Here is a 22,816-nt window from a genome sequence, read left to right as displayed (position 1 = left end):
CCGGCGATGTGGATCGGGTGGCTGGAGTTCGATGTGCTGCTGGGTGATGTGCGCTCACTCAAGCAGAAGCGATCGGTGATCCGTCCGGTGGTGGCGGAGTTAGCGCGAAAGTTCAGCGTGTCAGCCGCCGAAACCGGGTCGCATCAGCTCTACCGACGGGCAGGCATCGGAGTGGCGATGGCATCGGCCGATCGCCACCACGCCGTCGATGTGCTCGACGCGGCCGAACGGCTGGTGGCCGCCCACCCGGAGTTCGAATTGTTGTCGGTGCGCCGCGGTCTGCAGCGCACCGACGATTAGCCGCGGCTTAGCGCTTGCGGCGCAACGGAGTCGGCGTGACGGTGTCGGGAGCCAGTCGACGCGCGGACACCAGGAATCCGGTATGGCCGCGCATGTTGTGCTGCGGGCGTACCGCCAATCCGACGACGTTCCAACCTCTTTGCAGCGTCTCCCAGGCCCGCGGCTCAGTCCAGCACTGCTGCTCGCGCAGCGCCTCCACGGTCTTCGACAGCTGCGTGACGGTGGCCAGGTAGACGACCAGCACCCCGCCGGCGACCAGCACCCGCGCCACGTTGTCGAGCACATCCCACGGCGCCAGCATGTCGAGCACCACCCGGTTGATGCACCCCGCGGCCAGCTCGGCGCCGGCCACATCGCTGATGATCAGTTGCCAGTTGGCCGGGGCGCCGCCGAAGTAGGTCTCCACATTGCGGCGGGCATGCTCGGCATGGTCGGCGCGCACCTCGTAGGAGATCACCCGCCCGTCGGGCCCGACGGCGCGCAGCAGCGAACAGGTCAGCGCCCCGGAACCGGCGCCGGCCTCCAACACTCGGGCGCCGGGGAAGATGTCACCCTCGAGCACAATCTGAGCGGCGTCCTTGGGGTAGATCAACTGGGCACCGCGCGGCATCGACATCACGTAGTCCACCAGCAGCGGACGCAACACCAGAAAGGGGTCACCGCTGGTCGATTTGACCACGCTGCCTTCTGGCAGTCCGATCACCGCGTCGTGCGCGATCGCACCCCGGTGGGTGTGGAATTCAGCGCCGACGCGCAGCAGCATCGTGTAGTGCCGGCTCTTGGCGTCGGTGAGCTGGACGCGGTCACCCGCGGCGAACGGCCCGGTTGCAGACACAGCTGTCTAGCGTGCCAGCAGACGCGCCGGGAAAGGTGCGCGGGGTTGTCGGAGGTCGCCCCTAGGCTGCGGGTATGAGCAGCCCCGACCCGGGCAACACAGCCCGGCCGTCACCAAGACCGGCGCTGTCGCCGTCGCGGGCGGCCGACTTCAAGCAATGCCCGCTGCTCTACCGGTTCCGGGCCATCGATCGGCTGCCCGAGCTGCCGTCAACCGCACAACTGCGGGGCTCGGTGGTACATGCCGCTCTGGAGCAGCTGTACAACCGTCCCGCCACCGAACGCGGCCCACAGACCGCCGGTGCACTCGTCGGCCCGGCGTGGGAGCAGGTGATCGGTGCGGAACCCGAGCTGGCCACCGCGCTGGACACCGAGCAACAGGCCCAACTCCTCGACGAGTCCCGCGCCTTGCTGTTCGGCTACTACCGGTTGGAAGATCCGACCCGGTTCGACCCGCAAAGCTGCGAACAGCGCATCGAGGTCGAGCTTGCCGACGGCACGCTGCTGCGCGGGATCATCGACCGGATCGATGTCGCTTCCACCGGCGAACTGCGGGTCGTGGATTACAAGACCGGCAAGGCACCTACGGAAGCACGGGCGCTGGCGGAGTTCAAGGCCATGTTCCAGATGAAGTTCTATGCGGTGGCGTTGCTGCGCTCACGGGGCGTACTGCCGACCAGGCTGCGGCTGATCTACCTGGCGGACGGCCAGCTGCTGGACTACTCCCCCGACGAAGATGAGCTGCTGCGATTCGAGAAGACACTGATGGCGATTTGGCGGGCAATCCAATCTGCCGGTGCGACAGGTGATTTCAGGCCCAGACCGTCACGGCTATGCGACTGGTGCGCGCATCACGCGCATTGCCCGGTGTTTGGCGGCACGCCGCCGCCCTACCCGGGTTGGCCGAAGCATCCTGATGACGGTGACGCGGACACCGTTCTGCAGCAAGCAGATCCGGCGGCGTAATTACGCGTTGTCACAGAGCCGCTGTCACTGCGGCAAGTGCGAATCCACCCAGCACCGCGACCGCATCCTCGAGCAGCGCTATCGGCAGGTCGTGGCCATGCGAGGCGACCAGGCGACTGCGCGCCTCGTAGCCGCCCAGCGTGCCGAGCACGGCACCGATGGCGCCGGCGCCGGCGCTGCCCCACTTGTATCCCCATGCCGTGCCGAGTACCGCGCCGGCGAAGGCGCCCAAGGCAATCCGGGCAACGAACGACGGCGGTGCCACGCGGCTGGGTGTCTTGGGAAGTTTGTCGACAACCAGTTCACCGACGGCAACGACCGTGATGATGGCAACCGTGATCGGATGCGCCAGCCAGGATGCCCACGTTCCATTGAGGTTGATCCAGTGCAGCGCAGCCGCCCACGCGACTACCGCTGGAGCTGTCATGGACCGCAACCCGGCCACCACACCGATTCCCAGCGCTAGAAGCAGAACATAGACATGCGTCACGGCGACCGTCCCGGGCTCGACAAAACAACGCGGCTCTAGCGGGACGTTAACACAGCACAGCTGGGCTACACCGGCGCGTGCAAGATCAGAAGCGACAGAACCGGATGTCCGAGGCCAGGATCGCCTTCGCCCCGATGGTGGCCAGCTCGTCCATGAGCGCGTTGACGTCTCGACGCGGCACCAGCGCACGAACCGCCACCCAGTCGGGATCGGCGAGCGGGGCGATTGTCGGTGACTCCAATCCCGGTGTGATGGAGGTGGCTTCGTCAAGCACCCCGCGCGGGCAGTCGTAGTCGAGCATCAAATACTGTTGACCGAACACCACACCCTGGACGCGGGCGGCCAGCTGCTCACGAGCCGCGGCCTCCGGCCCGGTGTCAGCAGTATCGGCGTCGGCCTGTTCGATCAGCACCGCCTCTGAATCGCAGACTACGTCACCGAAGGCCACCAAGTTGTGCAGGTTCAAGGTGCGACCCGACCCCACCACATCGGCGATCGCGTCGGCCACGCCGAGTTGCACGGAGATCTCCACGGCGCCGTCGAGGCGGATCACGGTCGCGTCAATCCCGCGGGCCGCCAAGTCTTCTCGCACCAGGTTCGGGTATGCGGTGGCGATTCGCCGGCCGGCCAGATCCTCGATGGTCCAATCGCGTCCGGTCGGCGCGGCGTAACGAAACGACGACGACCCGAACCCGAGCGCCAGTCGCTCGTGTACCGGCGCGCCGGATTCCCGCGCCAAATCCCGTCCGGTTATTCCCAAGTCGAGCTCTCCGGACCCGACATAGATTGCAATGTCTTTGGGCCGCAGGAAAAAGAACTCGACGTGGTTGTGCGGGTCGACGACGGTCAAGTCCTTGGGATCGGTCCGACGACGGTAACCGGCCTCAGCGAGAATCTCGACGGCCGGCTCGCTCAAGGCGCCCTTGTTCGGAACCGCCACCCGCAGTCTCGTCGAGCCGTTCCGATGCAGCGTTACCATCTACAGCTTCCCGTACACGGCATCGAGCGTCAGCCCGCGGGCGATCATCAGCACCTGGGTCCAATACAGCAACTGACTAATCTCCTCTGCGAGTGCGTCGTCGGGTTCGTGCTCGGCCGCCAGCCACACTTCGCCCGCCTCCTCCAGCACCTTCTTGCCCACCGCATGCACACCGGCGTCCAGCGCGGCCACGGTGCAGCTGCCGGGCGGGCGGCTGCGGGCACGCTCGCCGAGCTCGGCAAACAGATCCTCAAAGGTCTTCACGGGCAGCGATTGTTTCATGGCCGGCTAAGCCTAGTCACGGAGGTTTCCGTATTGTTGGCGCTCCCCGTCCCACCGCGAGCGTGCGCAGAATGACGGCGTTCACGGCGTGTCGACGCACAGACACGCACGCTCGCCCAGGAAATCAAAAGCTCTCACCGCACTTCGTCGGGCATGTCTTCCAGCGAAACGCCGTTGGTCTCGCGTACCCATCGCCACACGAAAAACAACGACAGCGCCGCACACGTCGTATAGAAACCGTAGGCCAAGCCGAGCGCGTGACGCAGCGCCGGGAACGTCACCGCGATGGTCCAGCTGGCCATCCACTGCGCACCCGAAGCCAGGCCCAGCGCAGCCGACCGGATCCGGTTGGGGAACATCTCGCCCAGCAGCACCCATAACACCGGTCCCCAGGACACCGCGAACGCGACCACGAATAAGTCGGCCGCCACTAGCGCGACGATCCCGGAAGCCCCGTCGAGTTGTGGCTGACCGTTGCGGACGGGTGCGCCGGCGAATACGTCCGTCATTGTGATCAGCATCAGCGACATGCCCGCCGAGCCCGCCAGCAGCAGCGGCCTGCGACCGAGCCGGTCGATCAGCGCGATCGCCACCAAGGTGATCAGCACGTTGACCCCGGTGGTCACCAGACCTATGGTGAACGACGAATTCTTGCCGAATCCCACTGCTTCCCAGAGTAAATCGGAGTAGTTGAAGATCACGTTGATGCCGACGAACTGCTGAAAGACCGCCAGCCCCAGGCCGACCCAGACGATGCCGTACAGGCCGCCGGTCGGCTTGCGCAGATCGCGCCACGACGCAGCCTTCTCTTGCTCGAGAGTCCCGGCGATCCGGGCAATGGTGTACTGGGCGTCGCGTTCACCCAGCAGCGTGGAAAGCACCTGACTGGCCTGCGGAATACGTTGCCTAACAACCAGATAGCGCGGTGACTCGGGAATGGTTAACAACAGCGCGAAATAGGCAAGCGCCGGGATCATCTCGCCGAAGAACGTCCACCGCCAGGCGGCCATACCCAGCCAGAGCGGTTCGCCTGATCCGCCGGCGAGATGAAAAGGCACCCAGGTCAGCGCCAATGCCCCAAACAGTCCGATGACGATGGCGAGCTGCTGCAGCGAACCGAGCCGGCCGCGGAACCGTGGGGGTGAGACCTCGGCGATGTAGGCCGGAGCCGCAACCGAGGAGAAGCCGATGCCGATTCCGCCGATGAGGTGGAAGACGATGAACATCCATATGCTGGCTGCCAACCCGGCACCAAGCCCGCACACGAAAAGCGCAGCCGCCGAGAGCTTCATCATCGACAGGCGGCCCAACCGGTCGCCGATCCGGCCGGCCCACACCGCTCCGACCGCGGCACCCAGCACCGCCGAGGCCGCGGCGAAACCCAGGATCCCGTTGCCGATGTGAAAGGTGGCTTGCAGCGCCGTGACTGCGCGGTTGGTCGTCGAAATGTCGTAGCCGAACAGCAATCCGCCGATCGCGGCCACCGACGCGTAGCGCACCGCGGACTGGAAGGCAGCGCGCGCGGCGCGGGGATCGACGGGTAGGTCCTCGTCCGTTGCCGGTACGGACTGGCCGCCGGCGTCGTCAATGACCATGTCGAGGGCTCAGTCCTCCGGGTTGTAGCCGAGATTGGGGGCGAGCCAGCGCTCGGCTTCGGCCAGAGTCCAGCCCTTGCGCTTCGCGTAGTCGGCGACCTGGTCCTGGGCCATCCGGCCGACCACGAAGTACTGCGACTGCGGGTGCGAGAAATACCAGCCGCTGACGGCGGCGCCGGGCCACATCGCCATCGACTCGGTCAACTCGATGCCGGCGCGCTCCCGGACATCCATCAACTTCCAGAGCGTCACCTTCTCGGTGTGCTCCGGGCAGGCCGGGTAGCCAGGGGCAGGGCGGATTCCCACGTACTTCTCACCGATGAGTGCCTCGTTGTCCAGCTGCTCGTCCGGCTGGAATCCCCAGAACTCCTTGCGGACCCGTTGGTGCATCCGTTCGGCGAACGCCTCTGCCAGCCGATCGGCGATCGACTCCAGCAGGATCGCGTTGTAGTCGTCGTTGGCTGCCTTGAACTCCGCGATCTTGTCACCGCTGCCGAGCCCCGTGGTGACAGCGAAGGCGCCGACGTAGTCAGCCAGACCGGTGTCCTTGGGCGCGATGTAGTCGCCCAGCGACCGGTTCGGGATGCCCTCCCGGTGCTCGCCCTGCTGGCGCAGGTTGTGCAGCGTGGTCAGCACCTCGGTACGGGTGTCGTCGGTGTAGACCTCGACGTCTTCAATACCCGAGCCGACCGCGTTCGCCGGGAAGAAGCCGACCACCCCGTTGGCAGTCAGCCACTTCTCCTTGATCAGGGTGTCGAGCATCTCCTGGGCGTCGTCGTACAGCTTGCGGGCAGTCTGGCCCGAGACCGGGTTGTTGAGGATGTCGGGGAACCTGCCCTTCATCTCCCAGGCGTTGAAGAACGGCTGCCAGTCGATGTACTCACGCAGCTCGGCGAGATCGTAATTCTCGAACTCCCGCACGCCGATCCCCGCGGCGGGCACCGGCGGTGTGTAGCCGTCCCACTGGATCGGCGTCCGGTTCGCGCGGGCCTTCTCCAGGGTCAGCATCGGCCGCTCGTTCTTCTGGGCGTGCCGTTCGCGCAGGGATGCATAGTCGGCCTCGGTGGCCTCCAGCAAGGCCGGACGCTGCTTGGGGTCGAGGAGCGCAGCAGCGACCGGCACCGACCGGGAAGCGTCCTTGACCCAGACCACCGGACCGCTACGACGCGGCGCCACCTTCACGGCCGTGTGAGCGCGCGAGGTGGTCGCGCCACCGATCAGCAGCGGGATCGCAAGCCCCTCGCGTTCCATCTCGACGGCGAAGTTGACCATCTCGTCTAGCGACGGGGTGATCAGGCCGGACAGCCCAATGATGTCGGCGTTGTGCTTCTTCGCCGCGTCCAGGATCTTGCTCGCAGGCACCATCACACCAAGGTCGATCACCTCGTAGTTGTTGCACTGCAGGACGACCCCGACGATGTTCTTGCCGATGTCGTGGACGTCGCCCTTCACGGTCGCCATGATGATCGTGCCGTTGGTCTCTTTCCCCGCTGCAGCGCCGGACTCTTCTTTTTCCGCCTCGATGTATGGCAGCAGGTATGCAACGGCCTTCTTCATCACCCGGGCCGACTTCACCACCTGGGGCAGGAACATCTTGCCGGAGCCGAAGAGGTCACCGACCACGTTCATGCCGTCCATCAGCGGGCCCTCGATCACCTCGATCGGGCGACCACCTGCGGCGGCGATCTCGGCCCGCAATTCCTCGGTGTCGGCATCGACGTGGGCGTCGATGCCCTTGACCAGAGCGTGCGTGATCCGCTCGCGGACGCCGAGACTGCGCCACTCGGTCGCCGCGCTGTCGCCCTCTTGCCCGGAGGCTTCTCCGGACGTGTTGAACCGCTCGGCGATTTCCAGGAGCCGTTCGGCCGCGTCGTCGCGACGGTTCAGGACGACATCCTCGATGCGATCCCGCAACTCGGGGTCGATCGAGTCGTACGGCGCCAGCGCACCGGCGTTGACGATGCCCATGTCGAGGCCGGCCTTGATGGCGTGGTACAGGAAGACCGCGTGAATCGCCTCGCGGACCGGGTTGTTGCCCCGGAACGAGAACGACACGTTCGAGATGCCGCCGGAGATGTGCACGCCGGGAAGGTTCTCCTTGATCCAGGCGCAGGCCTCGATGAAGTCGATCCCGTACGTCGCGTGCTCCTCGATACCGGTTGCCAGCGCGAAGCAGTTCGGGTCGAAGATGATGTCCTCGGCCGGGAAGCCGACCTCTTCGGTCAGGATCCGGTAGGCGCGCCCGCAGATCTGGATGCGGCGCTCCAGGTTGTCGGCCTGGCCCTGTTCGTCGAAGGCCATCACGACGACGGCGGCGCCGTACTTGCGGCACAGCCGTGCTTCGCGGATGAACTTCTCCTCGCCCTCCTTCATGGAGATCGAGTTGACGATCGGCTTGCCCTGCACGTTCTTCAGGCCCGCCTCGATGACCTCCCACTTGGAGGAGTCGATCATCACCGGGACGCGGCTGATGTCCGGCTCGGCCGCGATCAGCTTGGTGAACCGGTCCATCGCGGCGACGCCGTCGATCATGCCTTCGTCCATGTTGATGTCGATGACCTGCGCACCGAGCTCGACCTGCTGCAGGGCGACCGACAATGCGGTGTCGTAGTCCTCGGCCTTGATCAGGTTGCGGAACCGGGCGGAGCCGGTGATGTTGGTGCGCTCACCGATGTTCACGAACAGGGAGTCGTCGGTGATGTTGAGCGGCTCCAGGCCCGAGAGCCGGGTGGCCACCTCGATCTTCGGCAGCTCGCGCGGCGGTTTGCCCTCGACGACCTTGGCGATTTCGGCGATGTGGGGCGGCGCCGTTCCGCAGCAACCACCGACCAGGTTGACCAGGCCGGCCTCGGCGAAGTCGGCGAGGTAGCCGGCCTGACACTCCGGGGACTCGTCGTACTCGCCGAAGGCGTTGGGCAGGCCGGCGTTCGGATAGCAGGAGACGAAAGTGTCCGCGATCCTCGACATCTCGGCGATGTAGGGCCGCATCTCCGGCGCGCCCAGGGCGCAGTTCAGGCCGACGGCGATCGGCTTGGCGTGCCTGGTCGCATTCCAGAATGCTTCGGTGACCTGGCCGGACAACGTCCGTCCGGAAGCATCGGTGATGGTGCCCGAGATGATCACCGGCCAGCGGCGTCCGCGGTCCTCGAACAGCGTCTCGACGGCGAACACCGCCGCCTTGGCGTTCAGCGAGTCGAAGATTGTCTCGATGATGAGGAGGTCGGCGCCACCGTCGACCAGGCCGTTGGCGGCTTCGAGGTAGGCGGCGACCAGCTGGTCGTAGGAGACGTTGCGGGCTCCGGGGTCGTTGACGTCCGGCGAGATCGACGCGGTCCGCGTCGTCGGCCCGATGGCTCCGGCGACGTAGCGGGGCTTTTCCGGGGTGCTGAATTCGTCGGCGGCCGCCCGCGCCAGGGCGGCGCCGGCGTAGTCCAGTTCGTAGCTCAGGTCCGCCATGTCGTAGTCGGAGAGCGAGATCGCGTTCGCGTTGAACGTGTTGGTTTCCAGGATGTCGGCGCCCGCCTCGAGGTATTCGCGGTGGATCCCCTCGACGATCTGCGGCTGCGTCAGGTTGAGCAGGTCGTTGTTGCCCTGGAGAGCGGTGGGCCACTCCGTGAACCGCTCGCCGCGGTAGCCGGCCTCGTCCGGCCGGTCCCGCTGGATCGCCGTGCCCATTGCACCGTCGATCACCATGATTCGCTGGCGCAGAGCCGCCCTCAGTTCGTCGGTGCAGTCGGGGCGGATGTTTGGCACGAAGGTCTGCGACGCCGGGACGTTTTGGGGGGCGCTCACATACGTTCCTTCCGTAGCGGAAGGCGTCCTTGACTCTGCCGAGCGTGGCGGATACCGGCAGGGACCGGAGAACCGTTGCAACGCCTCTCGACGGCGAAAAGTCTACGTCGTCACCCGACGTCTGGACGCCCAGCTCGATCCGACCCGCCCGGCGGAAGTCATCGGGGCAAGCATAGCCGGTCTATGCAAAATGCTCGGGCGGTTGACGGCGCTCGCCCACCTGGACGCCAGATCAGGCCGTACGCTGATTGCGTGACCTCGCCGGACATCAGCGCAACGCTGCCCGAACTGCACAACACGATCGTCGTGGCGGCGTTCGAAGGGTGGAACGACGCCGGTGACGCGGCCAGTGACGCCGTGGAGCACCTGGACGCCATCTGGGAAGCCGACCCGATCGTCGAGATCGACGACGAGGCGTACTACGACTATCAGGTGAACCGCCCGGTCATTCGGCAGGTCGATGGCGTCACACGGGAATTGGTGTGGCCATCGATGCGGATATCGCACTGCCGTCCGCCGGGCACCGACCGCGACATCGTGCTGATGCACGGCGTCGAGCCGAATATGCGTTGGCGCACGTTCTGCGCGGAACTGTTGGCCGTCGCCGACAAGCTCAACGTCGACACCGTGGTGATCCTGGGCGCGCTGCTGGCCGACACGCCGCACACCCGACCGGTGCCGGTGTCGGGGGCGGCTTACTCCCCCGAGTCGGCGCGTCGCTTCGGTCTGCAGGAAACCCGCTACGAGGGTCCGACGGGCATCGCCGGCGTGTTTCAGGACGCGTGCGTGGCGGCCGGCATCCCCGCGGTGACGTTCTGGGCGGCAGTTCCGCATTACGTGTCGCACCCGCCCAATCCCAAAGCGACCGTGGCGTTGCTGCAACGCGTCGAGGATGTGCTCGATATCGAGGTACCGCTGGCCGACTTGCCCACTCAGGCCGAGGAGTGGGAGCAGGCGGTCAGTGAGATGACCGCCGAGGACGACGAAATTGCCGAGTACGTGCAGTCGTTGGAGCAACGCGGTGACGCCGAGGTCGACATGAACGAGGCGCTGGGCAAGATCGACGGCGACGCGCTGGCCGCCGAGTTCGAGCGCTACCTGCGCCGCCGCCGGCCGGGCTTCGGCCGCTAACTAGTCTGCGCGAGTGTGGACTTTTGACACGCTGCCTGGCCGCGAAAGCGTGCTTCAATCCCACACTCGGCCCACCCCTCTCAGCGCTTCTCCAGCGCCTCATTGGTGGCGCTGGTGGAGCGGCCCAGCGCGGCCACTTCGGCGTCCATCCGGGGCAGAAGTTCCATCGCGGTTTTCGACACTGCGCCCTCGCCGAACGGGGTGGACAGTACCGGCTTGAGCCAGCGGAACCACCTCACCCAGCCCGGACAATAAACCCGGCGTTTGCGATGCTCGATGCCCTTGACGAAGGCCGCCGCACAGGCGTCCACCGAGGTCGTCTTGTTCAGCGGGAAGGGCAGCCGAGCCAGCAGCTCGGTGAATGACGGCAGATCGGCCTTGCTGTCGCGGACCAGGGCGGTGTCGATCCAGGACATGTGCGCCGAGCCGACGCCGATCCCCCGGTGGCCGACCTCCAGGCGCAGCGCGTTGGCGAGGTGCTCGACGCCCGCCTTCGACGCGTCGTAGGGCATCATCCCGGGCGCGGCCGCGAACGCAGCCAGCGACGAGACGATCAGCACGTAGCCGCGGCGGTCGAGCACCGACGGCAGCGTGGCGCGCACGGTGTGGAAGACACCGAGCAGGTTGACGTCGAGGACCCGCCGGAATGTCTCCGGGTCGACCTGTTGCACCGATCCGTAGCTGGCGATGCCGGCGTTGGCGATCACGACATCGATACCGCCGAACTTTTCGACGGCCTGGTTCGCCGCGGCCTGCATGGCGGCGAGATCGCGCACGTCGGCCGTCGCGGTAAGTACCCGCTCGTCGCCGCCGAACTCACCGGCCATCGCCGCCAATGCGCCCGCGTCCAGGTCTGTCAACACCAGTTTGCCGCCCTTGGCGTGCAACCGCCGGGCTACCTCCGCCCCGATTCCATGGCCACCACCGGTGATGAAGACGACTTGCGAGTTCACTGAGGTCATTGGCGCAACCTACCGCTGCGGTGAATGCAGGTCCACTCCCAGCAGCGCATCCACCGCCGCAGCCACGGTTTGCGGCGCCTCGGCGTCGTGGCCACCGTATTCCAGCGCGTCGGTGGCCCAACCATCAAGTGCAGCAAGGGCTTTGGGGGTATCAAGGTCGTCGGCGAGATAGCGGCGCACCCGGGCAACGGCGTCGGCGGCATCCGGTGCGGCGGGCAGCGCCGTCGCGGACCGCCACCGATGCAGCCGCGCAGTGGCCGCCTGGAGCACGCCGGCGCCCCAGTCGCGGTCGGACCGATAGTGCCCGGCCAGCAGGCCCAGCCGGATGGCCGACGGCTCGATGCCCTGGGCGCGCAACCCCGACACCAGAACCAGGTTGCCGCGGCTCTTGGACATCTTGTGCCCGTCCAAGCCGATCATGCCCGCGTGCACGTAATGGCGGGCGAATCGTCGCTCGCCGCTGACACATTCGGCGTGTGCGGCGGTGAACTCGTGATGCGGAAAGATCAGATCGCTGCCGCCGCCCTGGATGTCCAGGCCGCTGCGGATCCGGCTGAGCGCGATCGCCGCGCACTCGACGTGCCACCCGGGTCGGCCCGGGCCGAACGGCGACGGCCAACTCGGCTCGCCGGGCCGCGCGGCACGCCACAACAGCGCGTCGAGCTGGTCGGTCTTGCCCGGCCGGTCCGGGTCGCCGCCGCACTCGGCGAAGCGCGCCAGCATGGTGTCGCGGTCGTAACCGGATTCATAGCCGAATTGCAGTGTGGCGTCGGCGCGGAAGTACACATCCGGATAGTCGGGGTCGTCGACGACGTACGCAGCGCCCGAAGCCAGCATCTTTTCCACCAGCTCCACGACTTCGGCCACCGCCTCGGTCGCCGCGACGTACTCGCGTGGCGGCAGCACCCGCAGCGCCGCCATGTCATCGCGGAACAGCGACACCTCACGGGCCGCCAGGTCGCGCCAGTCCAGGCCGTCACGGTTGGCCCGCTCGAGCAATGGATCGTCGACATCGGTGATGTTCTGCACGTAGTGCACGTCATGTCCGAGATCCAGCCACACCCGCTGTATCAGGTCGAAGACCAGATACGTGGCGGCGTGGCCGAGGTGGGTGGCGTCATACGGCGTGATCCCGCACACGTACATCGTGGCCGCCGGTCCGGCAGCCACCGGGCGCACCTGCCGGTCGGAGGTGTCATAGAGCCGCAACTCCGGGCCGCGTCCCGGCAGCGTCGGTAGCGCTGCCGAAGGCCAGGACTGCATACCGTTGAGCCTAAAGCGTGTGCCGGCTCAGCTGGCCAGCCGGATGGCACCCAGTAGGAGCTCGGCGAGTTCGGGGCGGCACATCAGGAAGTCGGGCAAATACGGGTCGGGCCGGTTGTACACCAGCTCGGATCCGTCCAGCCGTGACGCGTGCAGACCTGCGGCCAGCACCACCCCGGCCGGCGCGGCCGAGTCCCATTCCCACTGACCGCCGGCGTGGACGTAGGCGTCGGCGTCGCCGCGCACTACCGACATCGCCTTAGCACCTGCCGAACCGATCCGCAGGAACGCCACGTCCAGCTGCCGGGCCAGGTGATCCAGCACCGCGGGCGGCCGGTTGGAGCTGGCGGTGATGCGGATGGGTCCGGAATGCACCGCTGTCGGCGCGGTGACGGTGTCGCTGCGGTGTAGCTGCCCCATTGCGGGCAAGGCAACGGCGGCGTCGGTGATCGCACCGTTCGGGCCGCCTCCACCGCCGGAGCGCTGCCATAACGCCACATGCACGGCCCAGTCGTCGCGGCCCGGCTGGGAGAATTCCCGCGTGCCGTCCAGTGGGTCGACGATCCAAACCCGCTCGGCCCGCAATCGGACCAGGTCGTCGTAGGCCTCCTCGGACAGCACCGCGTCGGCCGGGCGCTCGGCGCGCAGCCGCGCCAGCAACAGCGAATTGGCTTGGCTGTCACCGGCATCGCCGAGCAGCCACGGGTGGCTGAAGCCGACCTGGTCGCGCACAGCGAGCAGCAGCTCTCCCGCCTGCTCGGCCAGGTCGGCGGCGAGCGCCGCGTCCGTTACGTCTGGGCCCATCGGTGTCCAGTATCCAGGTGGGTTCGGCGAAGCTCAGAACGCGGGCCAGGGAATCGGGCGGCGCCGGTCCGGGCCGGGCATCACCGGATTGTCCAGCAGGGCGCGAGCACGCAAGCGCAGCGCCGCGATCTCGGCGCTGGTGATGTGTTCGGCCAAGGCATCCCCCAGCGGGCCGACCAGCGCGTCGACCAGTGTGGCGACCTTGTCCAGAGTGCTGTCGTCCACCGGCTTGCCGGCCCACCCCCACAGCACCGTGCGCAGCTTATCCTCGACGTGCAGGCACACTCCGTGGTCGACGCCGTAAATACCGCCGTCCACACCGCGGAGCACGTGGCCACCCTTGCGGTCCGCGTTGTTGATCAACACGTCGAACACCGCCATCCGCCACAGTCGAATGTCGTCGGCGTGCACCAGCGAAACCGGCTCGCCGGCATAGTCATACGCCCGTAGCACCGGCAGATAGCCGGCCGGCATCCGGTCGGCCGGAACCAGGTCGACCGGGTCGGGTCCGGGCACGGGGTCTGAACCAGCTGCGTCACCGGGTTGGTCCACCCACAGCTGCAGCATGCCCGGACCGGCCGGGCCGTGCCGAATGATGGTGTACGGCACGATGTTCCAGCCTAAGTGCGTCGACACCAGGTACGCGCCGAGTTCTCGACCGGCCAGCGTGCCGTGCGGAAAATCCCACAGCGGTTGCTCACCGGCGATCGGCTTGTACACACAGTGCACGCCTGTGCCGTCCAGCGTCGATTCGCACAGAAACGTGGCGTTGCTGGCGGAGCGAATACGTCCCAGGACGGTCAGCTCGCCGCGTCGCAGCGCCTCGCGATCGTCAGGCTTGCGCGTCATCGTCGGGACCGAGCATTGCGCTGCGCCGGTAGCCGTTGGTCCGCGCACAGATGTGTCCGTCGGGATCCAGCGGTTCATCGCACAGCGGGCACGGCGGACGGCCCGCGGAAATGACACGGGTGGAACGGGTGGCAAACTCCCGCGCCGACTCCGGTGTAAGGAACACCCGCACCGCGTCGGGCCCCTCTTCGGTGTCGTCGAGCACCACGGATTCGTCGAGCTCGGTGTCGCTGACGGCCAGCAGTTCAACGACCACGGTTTGCGCCTCGGAGTCCCACCCCAGGCCCATGGTGCCGACCCGAAACTCGGCGTCGACCGGTGTGATCAACGGGCTAAGGTCTTCGACCTCGCCGGTCTCCGGCGGAACCGGTGTGCCGAATCTGCGGTTGACTTCTAACAGCAGCGCGCCGATCCGCTCTGCAAGCACTGCCACCTGCCGCTTCTCCAGCACCACCGAGACCACCCGAGAGTCGTGCACCGCCTGCAGATAGAAGGTGCGGTTTCCGGGCTGGCCAACGGTCCCGGCGACGAATCGGTCGGGCGAGCGGAAGACGTGAATCGCGCGAGGCATGGCAATTCCAAAATACCGGCAGTTGCGGCTCAAGCGTAAATTGTGCGCTCAGTCCGTCGAGCCGCCAACAACCGCGTCGCCGGGCGGCGCGTCACCGTCTGGCGATCCAGCCGCCGTCAATGCGGACGTCAGTCGCGGGCCAGTGTGGTTGACGTGCAGCACGAATGGGCGTAGCGGCGTGTAGCGGATCACACTCATCGATGCCGGATCGGCGGAAACCCGCTGGAAACCGTCCAGATGTAGGCCGAGCGCGTCGGCGACAACCGCCTTGATGATGTCGCCGTGCGTACAGGCCAGCCACAGCGCGTCGGCGCCGTGCTGCTCGGCCAGCCGCGCGTCGTGGTCGCGGACGGCGGCCACCGCACGCGTCTGCACCTGCGCCAGCCCCTCACCGCCGGGAAACACCGCCGCGCTGGGATGCGCCTGAACGACGCTCCACAGCGGCTCGGAGACCAAATCGCCGATTTTGCGGCCCGTCCATTCGCCGTAGTCGACTTCGGCGAACCGGTCGTCGAAGACAGGCTCGAGACCAAGCGCTTCAGCGAGCGGCTCGATTGTGCGCCGACAGCGCAGCAGCGGTGAGCACACCACCGCCCGGATCGGCAGCTCAGCGATTCGGTCCACCAATTCCGTGGCTTGCCGTCGGCCTTTGTCGTCGAGATCGACGCCCTCGGAGCGGCCGGCCAACACATGCGCGGTGTTCGAGGTGGACCGGCCGTGGCGCAACAAGACGATGGTCAACCCGCGCTCACCCCTCCTGTTGCCAACAAGATCAGCACGCCCACACCGGCGGCCACCCGGTAGCCGACGAACCAGTACATGCTGTGCTGCAGCAGGAACCGCAGAAACCAGGCCACCGCGGCCAGACCCACCACGAACGCGATCACGGTAGCCACCACCAGCTGCGGACCCGTCGCACTCATGCCCCCGAGCACCGGGTGGAAGGCGTCCGGCAGCGAGAACAATCCGGACGCGAACACCGCCGGAACGGCGAGCAGGAAACCGAATCGAGCAGCCAGCTCACGATCGAGCCCGAGAAACAAACCGGCGCTGATCGTGGACCCCGAGCGGGAGACGCCCGGCACCAGCGCCAACGTCTGGGCGACACCGACAACGATCGCGTCGCGCCAGGTCAGCTGGTTGACTTGCCTGCCTTGCCGGCCGAGGCGCTCGGCCAGCGCTATCACCGCCGAAAACGCCACCAGCGCGGTGGCTATCACCCACAGGTTGCGTACGCCCGAGCGGATCTCGTCGGAGAAGAACAGACCCAAGATGCAGATCGGGATCGTCCCGATGATGACGTGCCACCCCATCCGGTAATCGACATCACGATGCGCCGCGAGCAGCAGGCCGGCAAACCATGCTTTGGCAATCCGCACTATGTCACGGGCGAAATAGACCAACACCGCGATCTCGGTGCCCAACTGCGTGACCGCGGTGAAGGATGCGCCGGCATCCTGGGCAAAGAAGATCCGCGACACGATCGCCAGGTGGCCCGATGACGACACCGGCAAAAACTCGGTCAGACCCTGCACCACGGCCAAAACGACAACCTGCCACCAAGACATCGCCGGCGCCGCAGTCACGACGACGACCGTACCGGGTGATCTAGTGGCGAATCTGCTCGAGGGCAATCGCGTCGCGCAGCGCGGCAGCCAGACTGCGTTGGTCGGCGATATCGACGTCGACCATGTTGCGCCGCACCGTGGCGACGACGTCCTCGGGCCGGGGAACCGGACCGCTCAGCCGGGGCCGGTATATCTCGGCCACAAGCCGCTGGCCTTCGATACGGAACGCAAAGCTGCGGCCGTCGCCGACCTGCCCAAAGCCGCTGGCAAACACCTTGTCCGAGAAAACCCCACGCCACATGTCCTCGACAGCAAACTCTTGATCGGGCAAGTGGCGACGGGCAGCGGCGCTCATATGGCGACCTTACCTCGACCACGAGCACTGGCTTGCACGACGGGCCGAAGGTGTGCCCGCCGGTGGCCCATAGGATCGTGCTTCACGCCGATTACCCCTTCTATACTGGCCACTTCCCTAGACAATCGAGAGTTACCCGGTGCCGCCACTCTGCAAACGGAGCGCATACGCCATTCGTCAGCAGGCCGCTGGCCTGCTGTTTTTGCTGACGTTGGTGGCGGGATGTTCATCGAAGACGCTCGGGGGAGCCCCGCCCACGATCGAGGCCGCGCGACCAGCGCAATCTCCCCCGCTTTCGCAGGCCCCGGCGGGCGTGGTCCATCCGCTGGACGGTAATCCGCAGGCAGCGATATTCGACGGCCGCACAGCACAGCTGGTGATCTTGACCTGCGGATCGACCCCCAGCGCACCCGCCAGCATGACGTTGATGGGTTTTCAGCAAACACCGTCGCGGGTCATCGAGCTACCCGGCCCCGCGACGGGGCTCAGCGGTGACGGCGGCGGCAACGCTTTTTTGTCCAGCCGTGGCGGCTACTTCGCGGTCGATCTGTCATCCGGACGAGTCGCCCGAGTGGCCGTCAGCGGTGCGGAGACCGTCGATTTCACCGCGATCGCCCGCCGTGCCGATGGCACCATAGCGCTGGGCAGCGCCGACGGGTCGGTGTACATGCTGGCCACGGGCGCCCTGCGCGGCCGGACGAAGGTCTTTGCGCACATCGATTCCCTTGCAGCACAGGGCAATACACTGGCCGTGCTGGATCGAGAGCAAACATCGGTCACCACAATCGGCGTCGACGGCAAGGTCGCGCAGCAATTGCGTGCCGGCCAGGGTGCCACCACCATGGCCACCGACCCCGCGGGCCGGTTACTGGTGGCCGACACCCGCGGCGGCCAGCTGCTGGTGTTCGGTGTCGACCCGCTGATCTTGCGCCAGGCCTATCCGGTGCGGGCGTCCCCGTACGGGCTGGCGGGATCGCGTGGGCTGACGTGGGTGTCGCAAACGTCGGCGAATATGGTCATTGGTTACGATCTGTCAACCGGAATCCCTCTGGAAAAGGTACGGTACCCAACCGTGCGGCAACCCAACATGCTGGCGATCGACGATGCTGCGGGCACGTTGTATGTGGTGTCGGGTGCCGCCAGCGGTGTCGAGGTCATCGAGCACGCCGCGGCGGGTCCACATTGACGGCGGCGCGAGGTGGCCGGTTGCCGGCGGGGTGGGACACCGAGATGTCCGACGAATACGAGTGGGTGCCGCTGCGCCTGCCGCCCGAGGTGACCAGGCTCAGCGCCTCCACTCGACTGTCCATCGAAGCCGAGTATCGCGGCTGGGAGCTGACCCGGGTGCGGCTGTATACCGATGGAAGTAGACGGGTGTTGTTGCGCCGCAAGAAGTCTCCTGACAATGGTCACGATAGTACCCGGCTCGACCAGCCGGAACTGTGACGGTGAGCGCCCCGCCCAACGACCCTCATCAGCTATATGGCGTGCTCCGCCGGTTGCTGTTCGTGGTCCCGCCCGAACGCAGCCATGAGCTGGTGTTCGCGGCGTTGCGGGCCGTCACCGCCGCGGCGCCGCTGCGGCGAACCCTGAGCAGCCGGTTGGCGCCGACCGATCCGGTGCTGGCCAGCACCGTGTTCGGGGTGCGCTTCCCCGGGCCGCTCGGTCTGGCCGCAGGCTTCGATAAAGACGGCGCCGGGCTGAAAGCCTGGGGCGCGATGGGATTCGGCTACGCCGAGGTCGGCACCGTCACCGCCCACGCCCAGCCAGGCAACCCGGCTCCTCGGCTGTTCCGGCTGCCCGCCGACCGCGCGCTGCTCAACCGGATGGGTTTCAACAATCGCGGCGCCGCTGCGCTCGCGTCCAGGCTGACACGGCAAACTCCCGACGTACCGATCGGCGTCAATATCGGCAAGACCAAGTCCACGCCGCCCGAGCACGCCGCAGACGACTACCGGGTCAGTGCCCGGCTGGTCGGGCCGCTGGCCGCATACTTGGTGGCCAACGTCAGCTCGCCGAACACCCCCGGGCTGCGCGATCTGCAGGCGGTCGACTCGCTGCGCGAGATCATGTCGGCGGTACTCGATGAGACCTCGACGCCGGTGCTGGTGAAGATCGCCCCGGATCTGGCCGACTCCGACCTCGACGAAATCGCTGACCTGGCAATCGGATTGGGTTTGGCCGGGATTGTCGCCACCAACACCACGGTGTCGCGCGAGGGGCTGTGCACCCCCGGCGTCGATGCACTGGGCAGCGGCGGCATCTCAGGGCCGCCGCTGGCGCACCGCGCCGCCGAGGTGCTGCGGCGACTCCATGGCCGGGTCGGTGACCGGCTGACCCTGATCAGTGTCGGCGGCATCGAAACCGTCGACGACGCATGGGACCGCATCACCGCGGGAGCGTCGCTGCTGCAGGGCTACACCGGTTTCATCTACGGCGGAGGCTTATGGGCCAAGCACATTCACGACGGCATCGCCCTTCGGCTGCGCGAAGGCGGTTTTTCCTCGTTGAGCGAGGCCGTCGGGTCGGGCTAGCTACGCGTCTGCTCGCGGGCCGGCTACCGCTGTTCGTAGGTTCCGTAGATGACGGCTCGGGCGATCGCACGCTGGAACAGGTTGAAGCCCAGGTATGCCGGGCTGGCATCCTCGTTGAGGTCAAGTTTCTCGACATCGACCGCGTGCACGGCGACGTAGTAACGGTGGGGGCCGTGGCCGGGCGGCGGCGCCGCGCCGACGTAGCGGCGCATCCCGGCGTCGTTGACCAGGGTCAGCGCGCCACCCGGTAGCTCACTGCCATCGCCGGCACCGTCGGGCAACTCGGTGACCGAGGCTGGCAGGTTGGCCACCGCCCAGTGCCAGAATCCGGACAACGTCGGTGCATCCGGGTCATAGACCGTCACGGCGAAGCTGCGGGTCTGCTCGGGGAAACCAGACCAGCTCAACTGCGGGCTGACGTCTTCGCCGCCGGCACCCATGATCCCGCTGATCTGCGGCGTCGCCAGCGGCTGCCCATTGGTGATCGACGCCGACTGCAAATGAAACGACGGCAATTTGGGTAACGCAGCGTACGGGTCGGGCGGTGCGATCATGGTCGATCCCCTCTCGTGTGATTGGCTCAACTTTGCGGCTAGCAGTGTGTCAAGAAGCGTGTCAGCACCTCGGTGCCGAATCGAAGCGCGTCGACCGGTACCCGTTCGTCGATGCCGTGGAACAGCGAGGCGAAATCCAGGTCCGCCGGCAGCCGTAACGGGATAAAGCCGAAGCAGCGAATACCCAAGCGCGCGAAGGCTTTTGCGTCTGTACCGCCGGAAAGCATGTAGGGTACCGTCGTGGCGTCAGGATCCGCGGCTCGCAGCGCGGCGTTCATCGCCTCGACCAGGTCACCGTCGAAACTCGTCTCATACGACGGCAGGTTGGTGATCCATTCGCGGGTCACATCGGGGCCGATCAGCTCGTCGACCTCCGTCTCGAACGCGGCTTGCCGGCCGGGAAGCACGCGGCAGTCCACCACCGCCTCCGCTGTCGCCGGCACCACGTTCGCTTTGTAGCCGGCCTTGAGCATCGTGGGATTGGCGGTGTCGCGCAGGGTGGCTTTGATGATGCGGGCAACCGGGCCGAGTTTGTCGATGGTCCCTTCCAGGTCCGGCGCATCGGTGTCGAAGGCGTACCCGGTCTCTTCGCCGACAGCGGTGAGGAACTCCACGACGCTGTCTGTCAAGGTCAGCGGGAACTGGTGACGACCCAGCCGAGCGACCGCCTCGGCGATCCAGGTGACGGCGTTGTGGTCATGGGTCATCGAGCCGTGTCCGGGCCGGCCGCGCGCCGTAAGCCGCATCCAGTGCAGGCCTTTTTCCGCGGTCTCGATGAGATAAAGCCGACGCTCGCCGCCATCGCGGCGCGGCACCGTCAGCGAGAATCCGCCGACCTCCCCCACCGCTTCGGTCACCCCGTCGAACAGGTCGGGCCGGTTGTCGACCAGCCAGTGCGACCCGTACTTGCCGCCGTTTTCCTCGTCGGCAAGGAACGCGAACACCAGATCGCGCGGCGGCACGACGCCGGCCCGCCGGAATTGGCGGGCGGTCACGAGCATCATGCCGACCATGTCCTTCATGTCCACCGCGCCGCGGCCCCATACATAGCCGTCCTCGATCGCGCCGGAGAACGGATGCACGCTCCACTCGGCCGGCTCGGCGGGCACAACGTCGAGATGTCCGTGGATCAGCAGCGCGCCGCGGGCGCTGTCGGCACCCTCGAGGCGCGCGAACACATTGCCCCGCCCAGGCGCGCCGGACTCCACATACTCGACCTGGTAGCCGGCCTCCTCTAGTTGGGCGGCAACCCACCGGGCACATTCGGCCTCGCCCTTGGTGGTTTCCAGATCGCCGGTGTTGGTGGTGTCGAACCTGATCAACCTGCTGACAGCATCCACCACGTCGTCGACGGGTGTTTCGGTTGGCACCCTCACAGTCACCTTTCCTACCATTGCGACCGACGCGGCCGCGCGCGGTCTACGCCTCGCGTACCCGCAAACAGGGCCGCGGCCACGCCACCCGAGCCTGCCAGGTCGGCCGGCTCAGGCCGGATTGCCCACCTGCTCCTCAGCCCGCGATGCGGGCTGCATCGTCGCCGGGCAGGTTTGGGCGGGGGCAGGCCGATCCGATAGCCTTAGCTGCCAATCAATTGGCTTGGGTCCGAGTGGCGGAATGGCAGACGCGCTAGCTTGAGGTGCTAGTGCCCTATTACTGGGCGTGGGGGTTCAAGTCCCCCCTCGGACACGTCCGGCGACACGACTAAGGTCGGCAGTTGCCGTGACTCGCTGAAGTTGCGGGTCGTAATCAAGACGCAGGCCCAGGCTCGCGTACACCTGGGCGCGCTCCGCCCCGGTTGCCCCACCAAGCACAGCTGACAGCCCGCCTAACTCTTCGACCAACTCGCTGATCTGTGCGGCCGACATGGCGCGGGGTCGCTCGGCGCGCTCAAGACGGGCCTTCAGCTCGTCGCGCTCGGCGGTTGTTGGCGGGCATTCAGGGTGACCACGTCGGGGTAGGGGTACCGGCGCTGGGGGTGAGGATGCTTTGGCCGGGTTCGCGCGGCGGCGTGGTGACGATGCTGGGTTGTGCCCAGGGCCATGGTGGTGTGGGTTCGTTTCGGCGATCATCGCGGCGCCGGACGATCGTGCCGGGGTGATCGACTGGCGCAGTGGCGGTTTCGCGCACCTGCGGCCAACACGAGATGACCCCTTCCCGGCTCGCACCGTGGTAGACCATCCTGGTGCCTCATGGTCGCCCGAGAGCCCGATGATCGTTGTCCGCGCCGTCGAGTGGGCCGAGCAGGCCCTGGGCGCAGGCGAGATCGGCTGTCCGCACCTCGGGTGCGGCGGCACCCTCACGCGGTGGGGATACGGCCGCCGCCGGCGCATCCGTAGGCTCGGCGCCCAGATCCTCGACGTGCGCCCAAGGCGGGCGCGATGCACCCGCTGCGCCAGCACCCAGATTCTGCTGCCGGCCAGCGTGCAGCCACGTCTGGCCGACACCACCGAAGTGATCGGCACCGCCCTGGCCAGCAAGGCCGACGGCCACGGACATCGCCGTATCGCCACCGAGCTGGACCGCTCACCGTCGACCGTGCGCCGCTGGATGCGCCGCGCCACGCGCAACGCTCATCTGCAATGGTTGCGGCAGCGCGGCAGAATCGGCGTATCGGCCCGTTGCCACCTCGCCTCCGGCTTGGGCAGGTCAATCTCTCAGGTCGTCGTTGCTGGACTTAGCAGTGACATGTACAACTCATAGTTCAGTGAGTGTACAATTCAGGGTATGGACGTATCCGTGACCGAGTTGCGCGCACACCTTAGCGATTGGCTCGATCGAGCTCGGGCTGGTGGTGAGGTCGTCATCACCGACCGTGGGATTCCGGTCGCGCGACTCGCTGCGCTGGACAGCACAGACACCTTGGAGCGCCTAACGGCCGAAGGCGTGATTGGCAAGGCCACCGCGCAGCGGCCCGTCGCTGCGGGTCGGTCCGGGCCCCGACCGCGGCGGCCGGTGTCTGACCGGGTCAGCGACCAGCGGCGCTGACC

At 66.9% G+C, this 22,816-nt stretch carries 22 protein-coding genes, 1 tRNA gene and 2 pseudogenes; 9 read left to right on the top strand and 16 right to left on the bottom strand.

Annotated elements, in window-relative coordinates; translation table 11 throughout:
- The first annotated feature begins 6 nt into the window (after window positions 1–6).
- Window positions 7–300: a DUF503 domain-containing protein gene (locus M5I08_RS13190; protein ID WP_219067735.1), complete on the top strand. Its 294-nt coding sequence runs from the start codon at window positions 7–9 to the stop codon at window positions 298–300.
- 7 nt (window positions 301–307) lie between these two features.
- On the opposite strand, the gene M5I08_RS13185 is transcribed toward M5I08_RS13190, so the two are convergent.
- On the bottom strand, window positions 308–1,135 hold the full coding sequence (locus M5I08_RS13185; protein WP_219067734.1) for a tRNA (adenine-N1)-methyltransferase: 828 nt from the start codon (window positions 1,133–1,135) through the stop codon (window positions 308–310).
- Window positions 1,136–1,209: 74 nt separating this feature from the next.
- Here M5I08_RS13185 and M5I08_RS13180 point away from each other — a divergent pair, with 74 nt between their 5' ends.
- The gene (locus M5I08_RS13180) at window positions 1,210–2,100 is read left to right on the top strand and encodes a RecB family exonuclease (protein WP_219067733.1); all 891 of its coding nucleotides are present in this window, start codon (window positions 1,210–1,212) and stop codon (window positions 2,098–2,100) included.
- A 10-nt stretch (window positions 2,101–2,110) separates the two neighbouring features.
- Here the strand turns inward: M5I08_RS13180 and M5I08_RS13175 are convergent, their stop codons facing one another.
- The 5 genes from M5I08_RS13175 to metH all read right to left on the bottom strand — a co-directional run bounded on the left by M5I08_RS13175 (window position 2,111) and on the right by metH (window position 9,238).
- Window positions 2,111–2,590 (bottom strand): glycine zipper 2TM domain-containing protein, encoded by a 480-nt coding sequence (locus tag M5I08_RS13175; RefSeq protein WP_219067732.1) that lies wholly within the window; start codon window positions 2,588–2,590, stop codon window positions 2,111–2,113.
- An 85-nt stretch (window positions 2,591–2,675) separates the two neighbouring features.
- Window positions 2,676–3,569 carry an ATP phosphoribosyltransferase gene (hisG, locus tag M5I08_RS13170; RefSeq protein ID WP_219067731.1) on the bottom strand — a complete coding sequence of 298 codons (894 nt, stop codon included), beginning with the start codon at window positions 3,567–3,569 and terminating at the stop codon, window positions 2,676–2,678.
- The gene (locus tag M5I08_RS13165; protein WP_219067730.1) at window positions 3,570–3,851 is read right to left on the bottom strand and encodes a phosphoribosyl-ATP diphosphatase; all 282 of its coding nucleotides are present in this window, start codon (window positions 3,849–3,851) and stop codon (window positions 3,570–3,572) included.
- A gap of 134 nt (window positions 3,852–3,985) precedes the next feature.
- A complete protein-coding gene (locus M5I08_RS13160; RefSeq protein WP_219067729.1) occupies window positions 3,986–5,446 on the bottom strand; it encodes a sugar porter family MFS transporter in 1,461 nt (486 codons plus the stop codon).
- Window positions 5,447–5,455: 9 nt separating this feature from the next.
- Window positions 5,456–9,238, bottom strand: coding sequence for a methionine synthase (gene metH, locus M5I08_RS13155; RefSeq protein ID WP_219067728.1), 3,783 nt, complete (start codon window positions 9,236–9,238; stop codon window positions 5,456–5,458).
- A gap of 183 nt (window positions 9,239–9,421) precedes the next feature.
- Between metH and M5I08_RS13150 the strand changes: the two genes are divergently transcribed.
- A complete protein-coding gene (locus M5I08_RS13150) occupies window positions 9,422–10,369 on the top strand; it encodes a PAC2 family protein (RefSeq protein WP_370328416.1) in 948 nt (315 codons plus the stop codon).
- An 80-nt stretch (window positions 10,370–10,449) separates the two neighbouring features.
- Here the strand turns inward: M5I08_RS13150 and M5I08_RS13145 are convergent, their stop codons facing one another.
- Genes M5I08_RS13145 through M5I08_RS13110 form a run of 8 tightly spaced genes read right to left on the bottom strand, consistent with a single transcriptional unit; the run spans window position 10,450 to window position 16,741 of the window.
- Entirely contained in the window at window positions 10,450–11,331 is an 882-nt protein-coding gene (locus M5I08_RS13145) for an SDR family oxidoreductase (RefSeq protein ID WP_219067726.1), read from the bottom strand.
- A gap of 9 nt (window positions 11,332–11,340) precedes the next feature.
- Window positions 11,341–12,594: a cysteine--1-D-myo-inosityl 2-amino-2-deoxy-alpha-D-glucopyranoside ligase gene (mshC, locus tag M5I08_RS13140; RefSeq protein WP_219067725.1), complete on the bottom strand. Its 1,254-nt coding sequence runs from the start codon at window positions 12,592–12,594 to the stop codon at window positions 11,341–11,343.
- A 27-nt stretch (window positions 12,595–12,621) separates the two neighbouring features.
- A complete protein-coding gene (locus M5I08_RS13135; RefSeq protein ID WP_219067724.1) occupies window positions 12,622–13,398 on the bottom strand; it encodes a 3'(2'),5'-bisphosphate nucleotidase CysQ in 777 nt (258 codons plus the stop codon).
- Window positions 13,399–13,431: 33 nt separating this feature from the next.
- A complete protein-coding gene (locus M5I08_RS13130; RefSeq protein ID WP_219067723.1) occupies window positions 13,432–14,247 on the bottom strand; it encodes an SCO1664 family protein in 816 nt (271 codons plus the stop codon).
- On the bottom strand, window positions 14,231–14,818 hold the full coding sequence (locus M5I08_RS13125; RefSeq protein WP_219067722.1) for a DUF3090 domain-containing protein: 588 nt from the start codon (window positions 14,816–14,818) through the stop codon (window positions 14,231–14,233). The genes M5I08_RS13130 and M5I08_RS13125 overlap by 17 nt, the downstream gene beginning before the upstream one ends.
- Before the next feature lie 48 nt (window positions 14,819–14,866).
- Window positions 14,867–15,559 (bottom strand): histidine phosphatase family protein, encoded by a 693-nt coding sequence (locus tag M5I08_RS13120; protein WP_219067721.1) that lies wholly within the window; start codon window positions 15,557–15,559, stop codon window positions 14,867–14,869.
- Entirely contained in the window at window positions 15,556–16,386 is an 831-nt protein-coding gene (locus tag M5I08_RS13115) for an undecaprenyl-diphosphate phosphatase (RefSeq protein WP_219067780.1), read from the bottom strand. The genes M5I08_RS13120 and M5I08_RS13115 overlap by 4 nt, the downstream gene beginning before the upstream one ends.
- Before the next feature lie 40 nt (window positions 16,387–16,426).
- Window positions 16,427–16,741 (bottom strand): hypothetical protein, encoded by a 315-nt coding sequence (locus tag M5I08_RS13110; RefSeq protein WP_219067720.1) that lies wholly within the window; start codon window positions 16,739–16,741, stop codon window positions 16,427–16,429.
- A gap of 172 nt (window positions 16,742–16,913) precedes the next feature.
- Between M5I08_RS13110 and M5I08_RS13105 the strand changes: the two genes are divergently transcribed.
- From M5I08_RS13105 to M5I08_RS13095, 3 genes are read left to right on the top strand one after another with little or no spacing between them, the layout of a single operon-like run.
- On the top strand, window positions 16,914–17,927 hold the full coding sequence (locus M5I08_RS13105) for a YncE family protein (RefSeq protein WP_249763358.1): 1,014 nt from the start codon (window positions 16,914–16,916) through the stop codon (window positions 17,925–17,927).
- Window positions 17,924–18,187, top strand: coding sequence for a DUF5703 family protein (locus M5I08_RS13100; protein WP_219067719.1), 264 nt, complete (start codon window positions 17,924–17,926; stop codon window positions 18,185–18,187). The genes M5I08_RS13105 and M5I08_RS13100 overlap by 4 nt, the downstream gene beginning before the upstream one ends.
- Window positions 18,188–18,189: 2 nt before the next feature.
- Window positions 18,190–19,275: a quinone-dependent dihydroorotate dehydrogenase gene (locus M5I08_RS13095; protein ID WP_249762763.1), complete on the top strand. Its 1,086-nt coding sequence runs from the start codon at window positions 18,190–18,192 to the stop codon at window positions 19,273–19,275.
- A 23-nt stretch (window positions 19,276–19,298) separates the two neighbouring features.
- On the opposite strand, the gene M5I08_RS13090 is transcribed toward M5I08_RS13095, so the two are convergent.
- Both M5I08_RS13090 and M5I08_RS13085 read right to left on the bottom strand, forming a co-directional pair.
- Window positions 19,299–19,829, bottom strand: coding sequence for a YbhB/YbcL family Raf kinase inhibitor-like protein (locus M5I08_RS13090; protein ID WP_219067718.1), 531 nt, complete (start codon window positions 19,827–19,829; stop codon window positions 19,299–19,301).
- 38 nt (window positions 19,830–19,867) lie between these two features.
- Complete coding sequence (locus M5I08_RS13085; protein ID WP_219067717.1) at window positions 19,868–21,223, bottom strand: M20/M25/M40 family metallo-hydrolase; 1,356 nt, start codon at window positions 21,221–21,223, stop codon at window positions 19,868–19,870.
- Window positions 21,224–21,429: 206 nt separating this feature from the next.
- On the opposite strand from M5I08_RS13085, the gene M5I08_RS13080 reads away from it, so the two are divergent.
- The 3 genes and pseudogenes from M5I08_RS13080 to M5I08_RS13070 all read left to right on the top strand — a co-directional run bounded on the left by M5I08_RS13080 (window position 21,430) and on the right by M5I08_RS13070 (window position 22,814).
- Window positions 21,430–21,515, top strand: a tRNA-Leu gene (locus M5I08_RS13080).
- Between the two features lie 522 nt (window positions 21,516–22,037).
- A pseudogene (locus M5I08_RS13075) lies at window positions 22,038–22,349 on the top strand (helix-turn-helix domain-containing protein); the annotation flags it as partial.
- 52 nt (window positions 22,350–22,401) lie between these two features.
- Window positions 22,402–22,814, top strand: a pseudogene (locus M5I08_RS13070) (type II toxin-antitoxin system Phd/YefM family antitoxin).
- Window positions 22,815–22,816 lie beyond the last annotated feature (2 nt).

It is taken from the genome of Candidatus Mycobacterium methanotrophicum, from assembly GCF_023515995.1.
In the GTDB taxonomy this organism is placed as follows: domain Bacteria; phylum Actinomycetota; class Actinomycetes; order Mycobacteriales; family Mycobacteriaceae; genus Mycobacterium; species Mycobacterium methanotrophicum.
The sequence above is the reverse complement of the archived record's forward strand: the minus strand, read 5'-3'. Positions and strand labels throughout refer to the sequence as shown.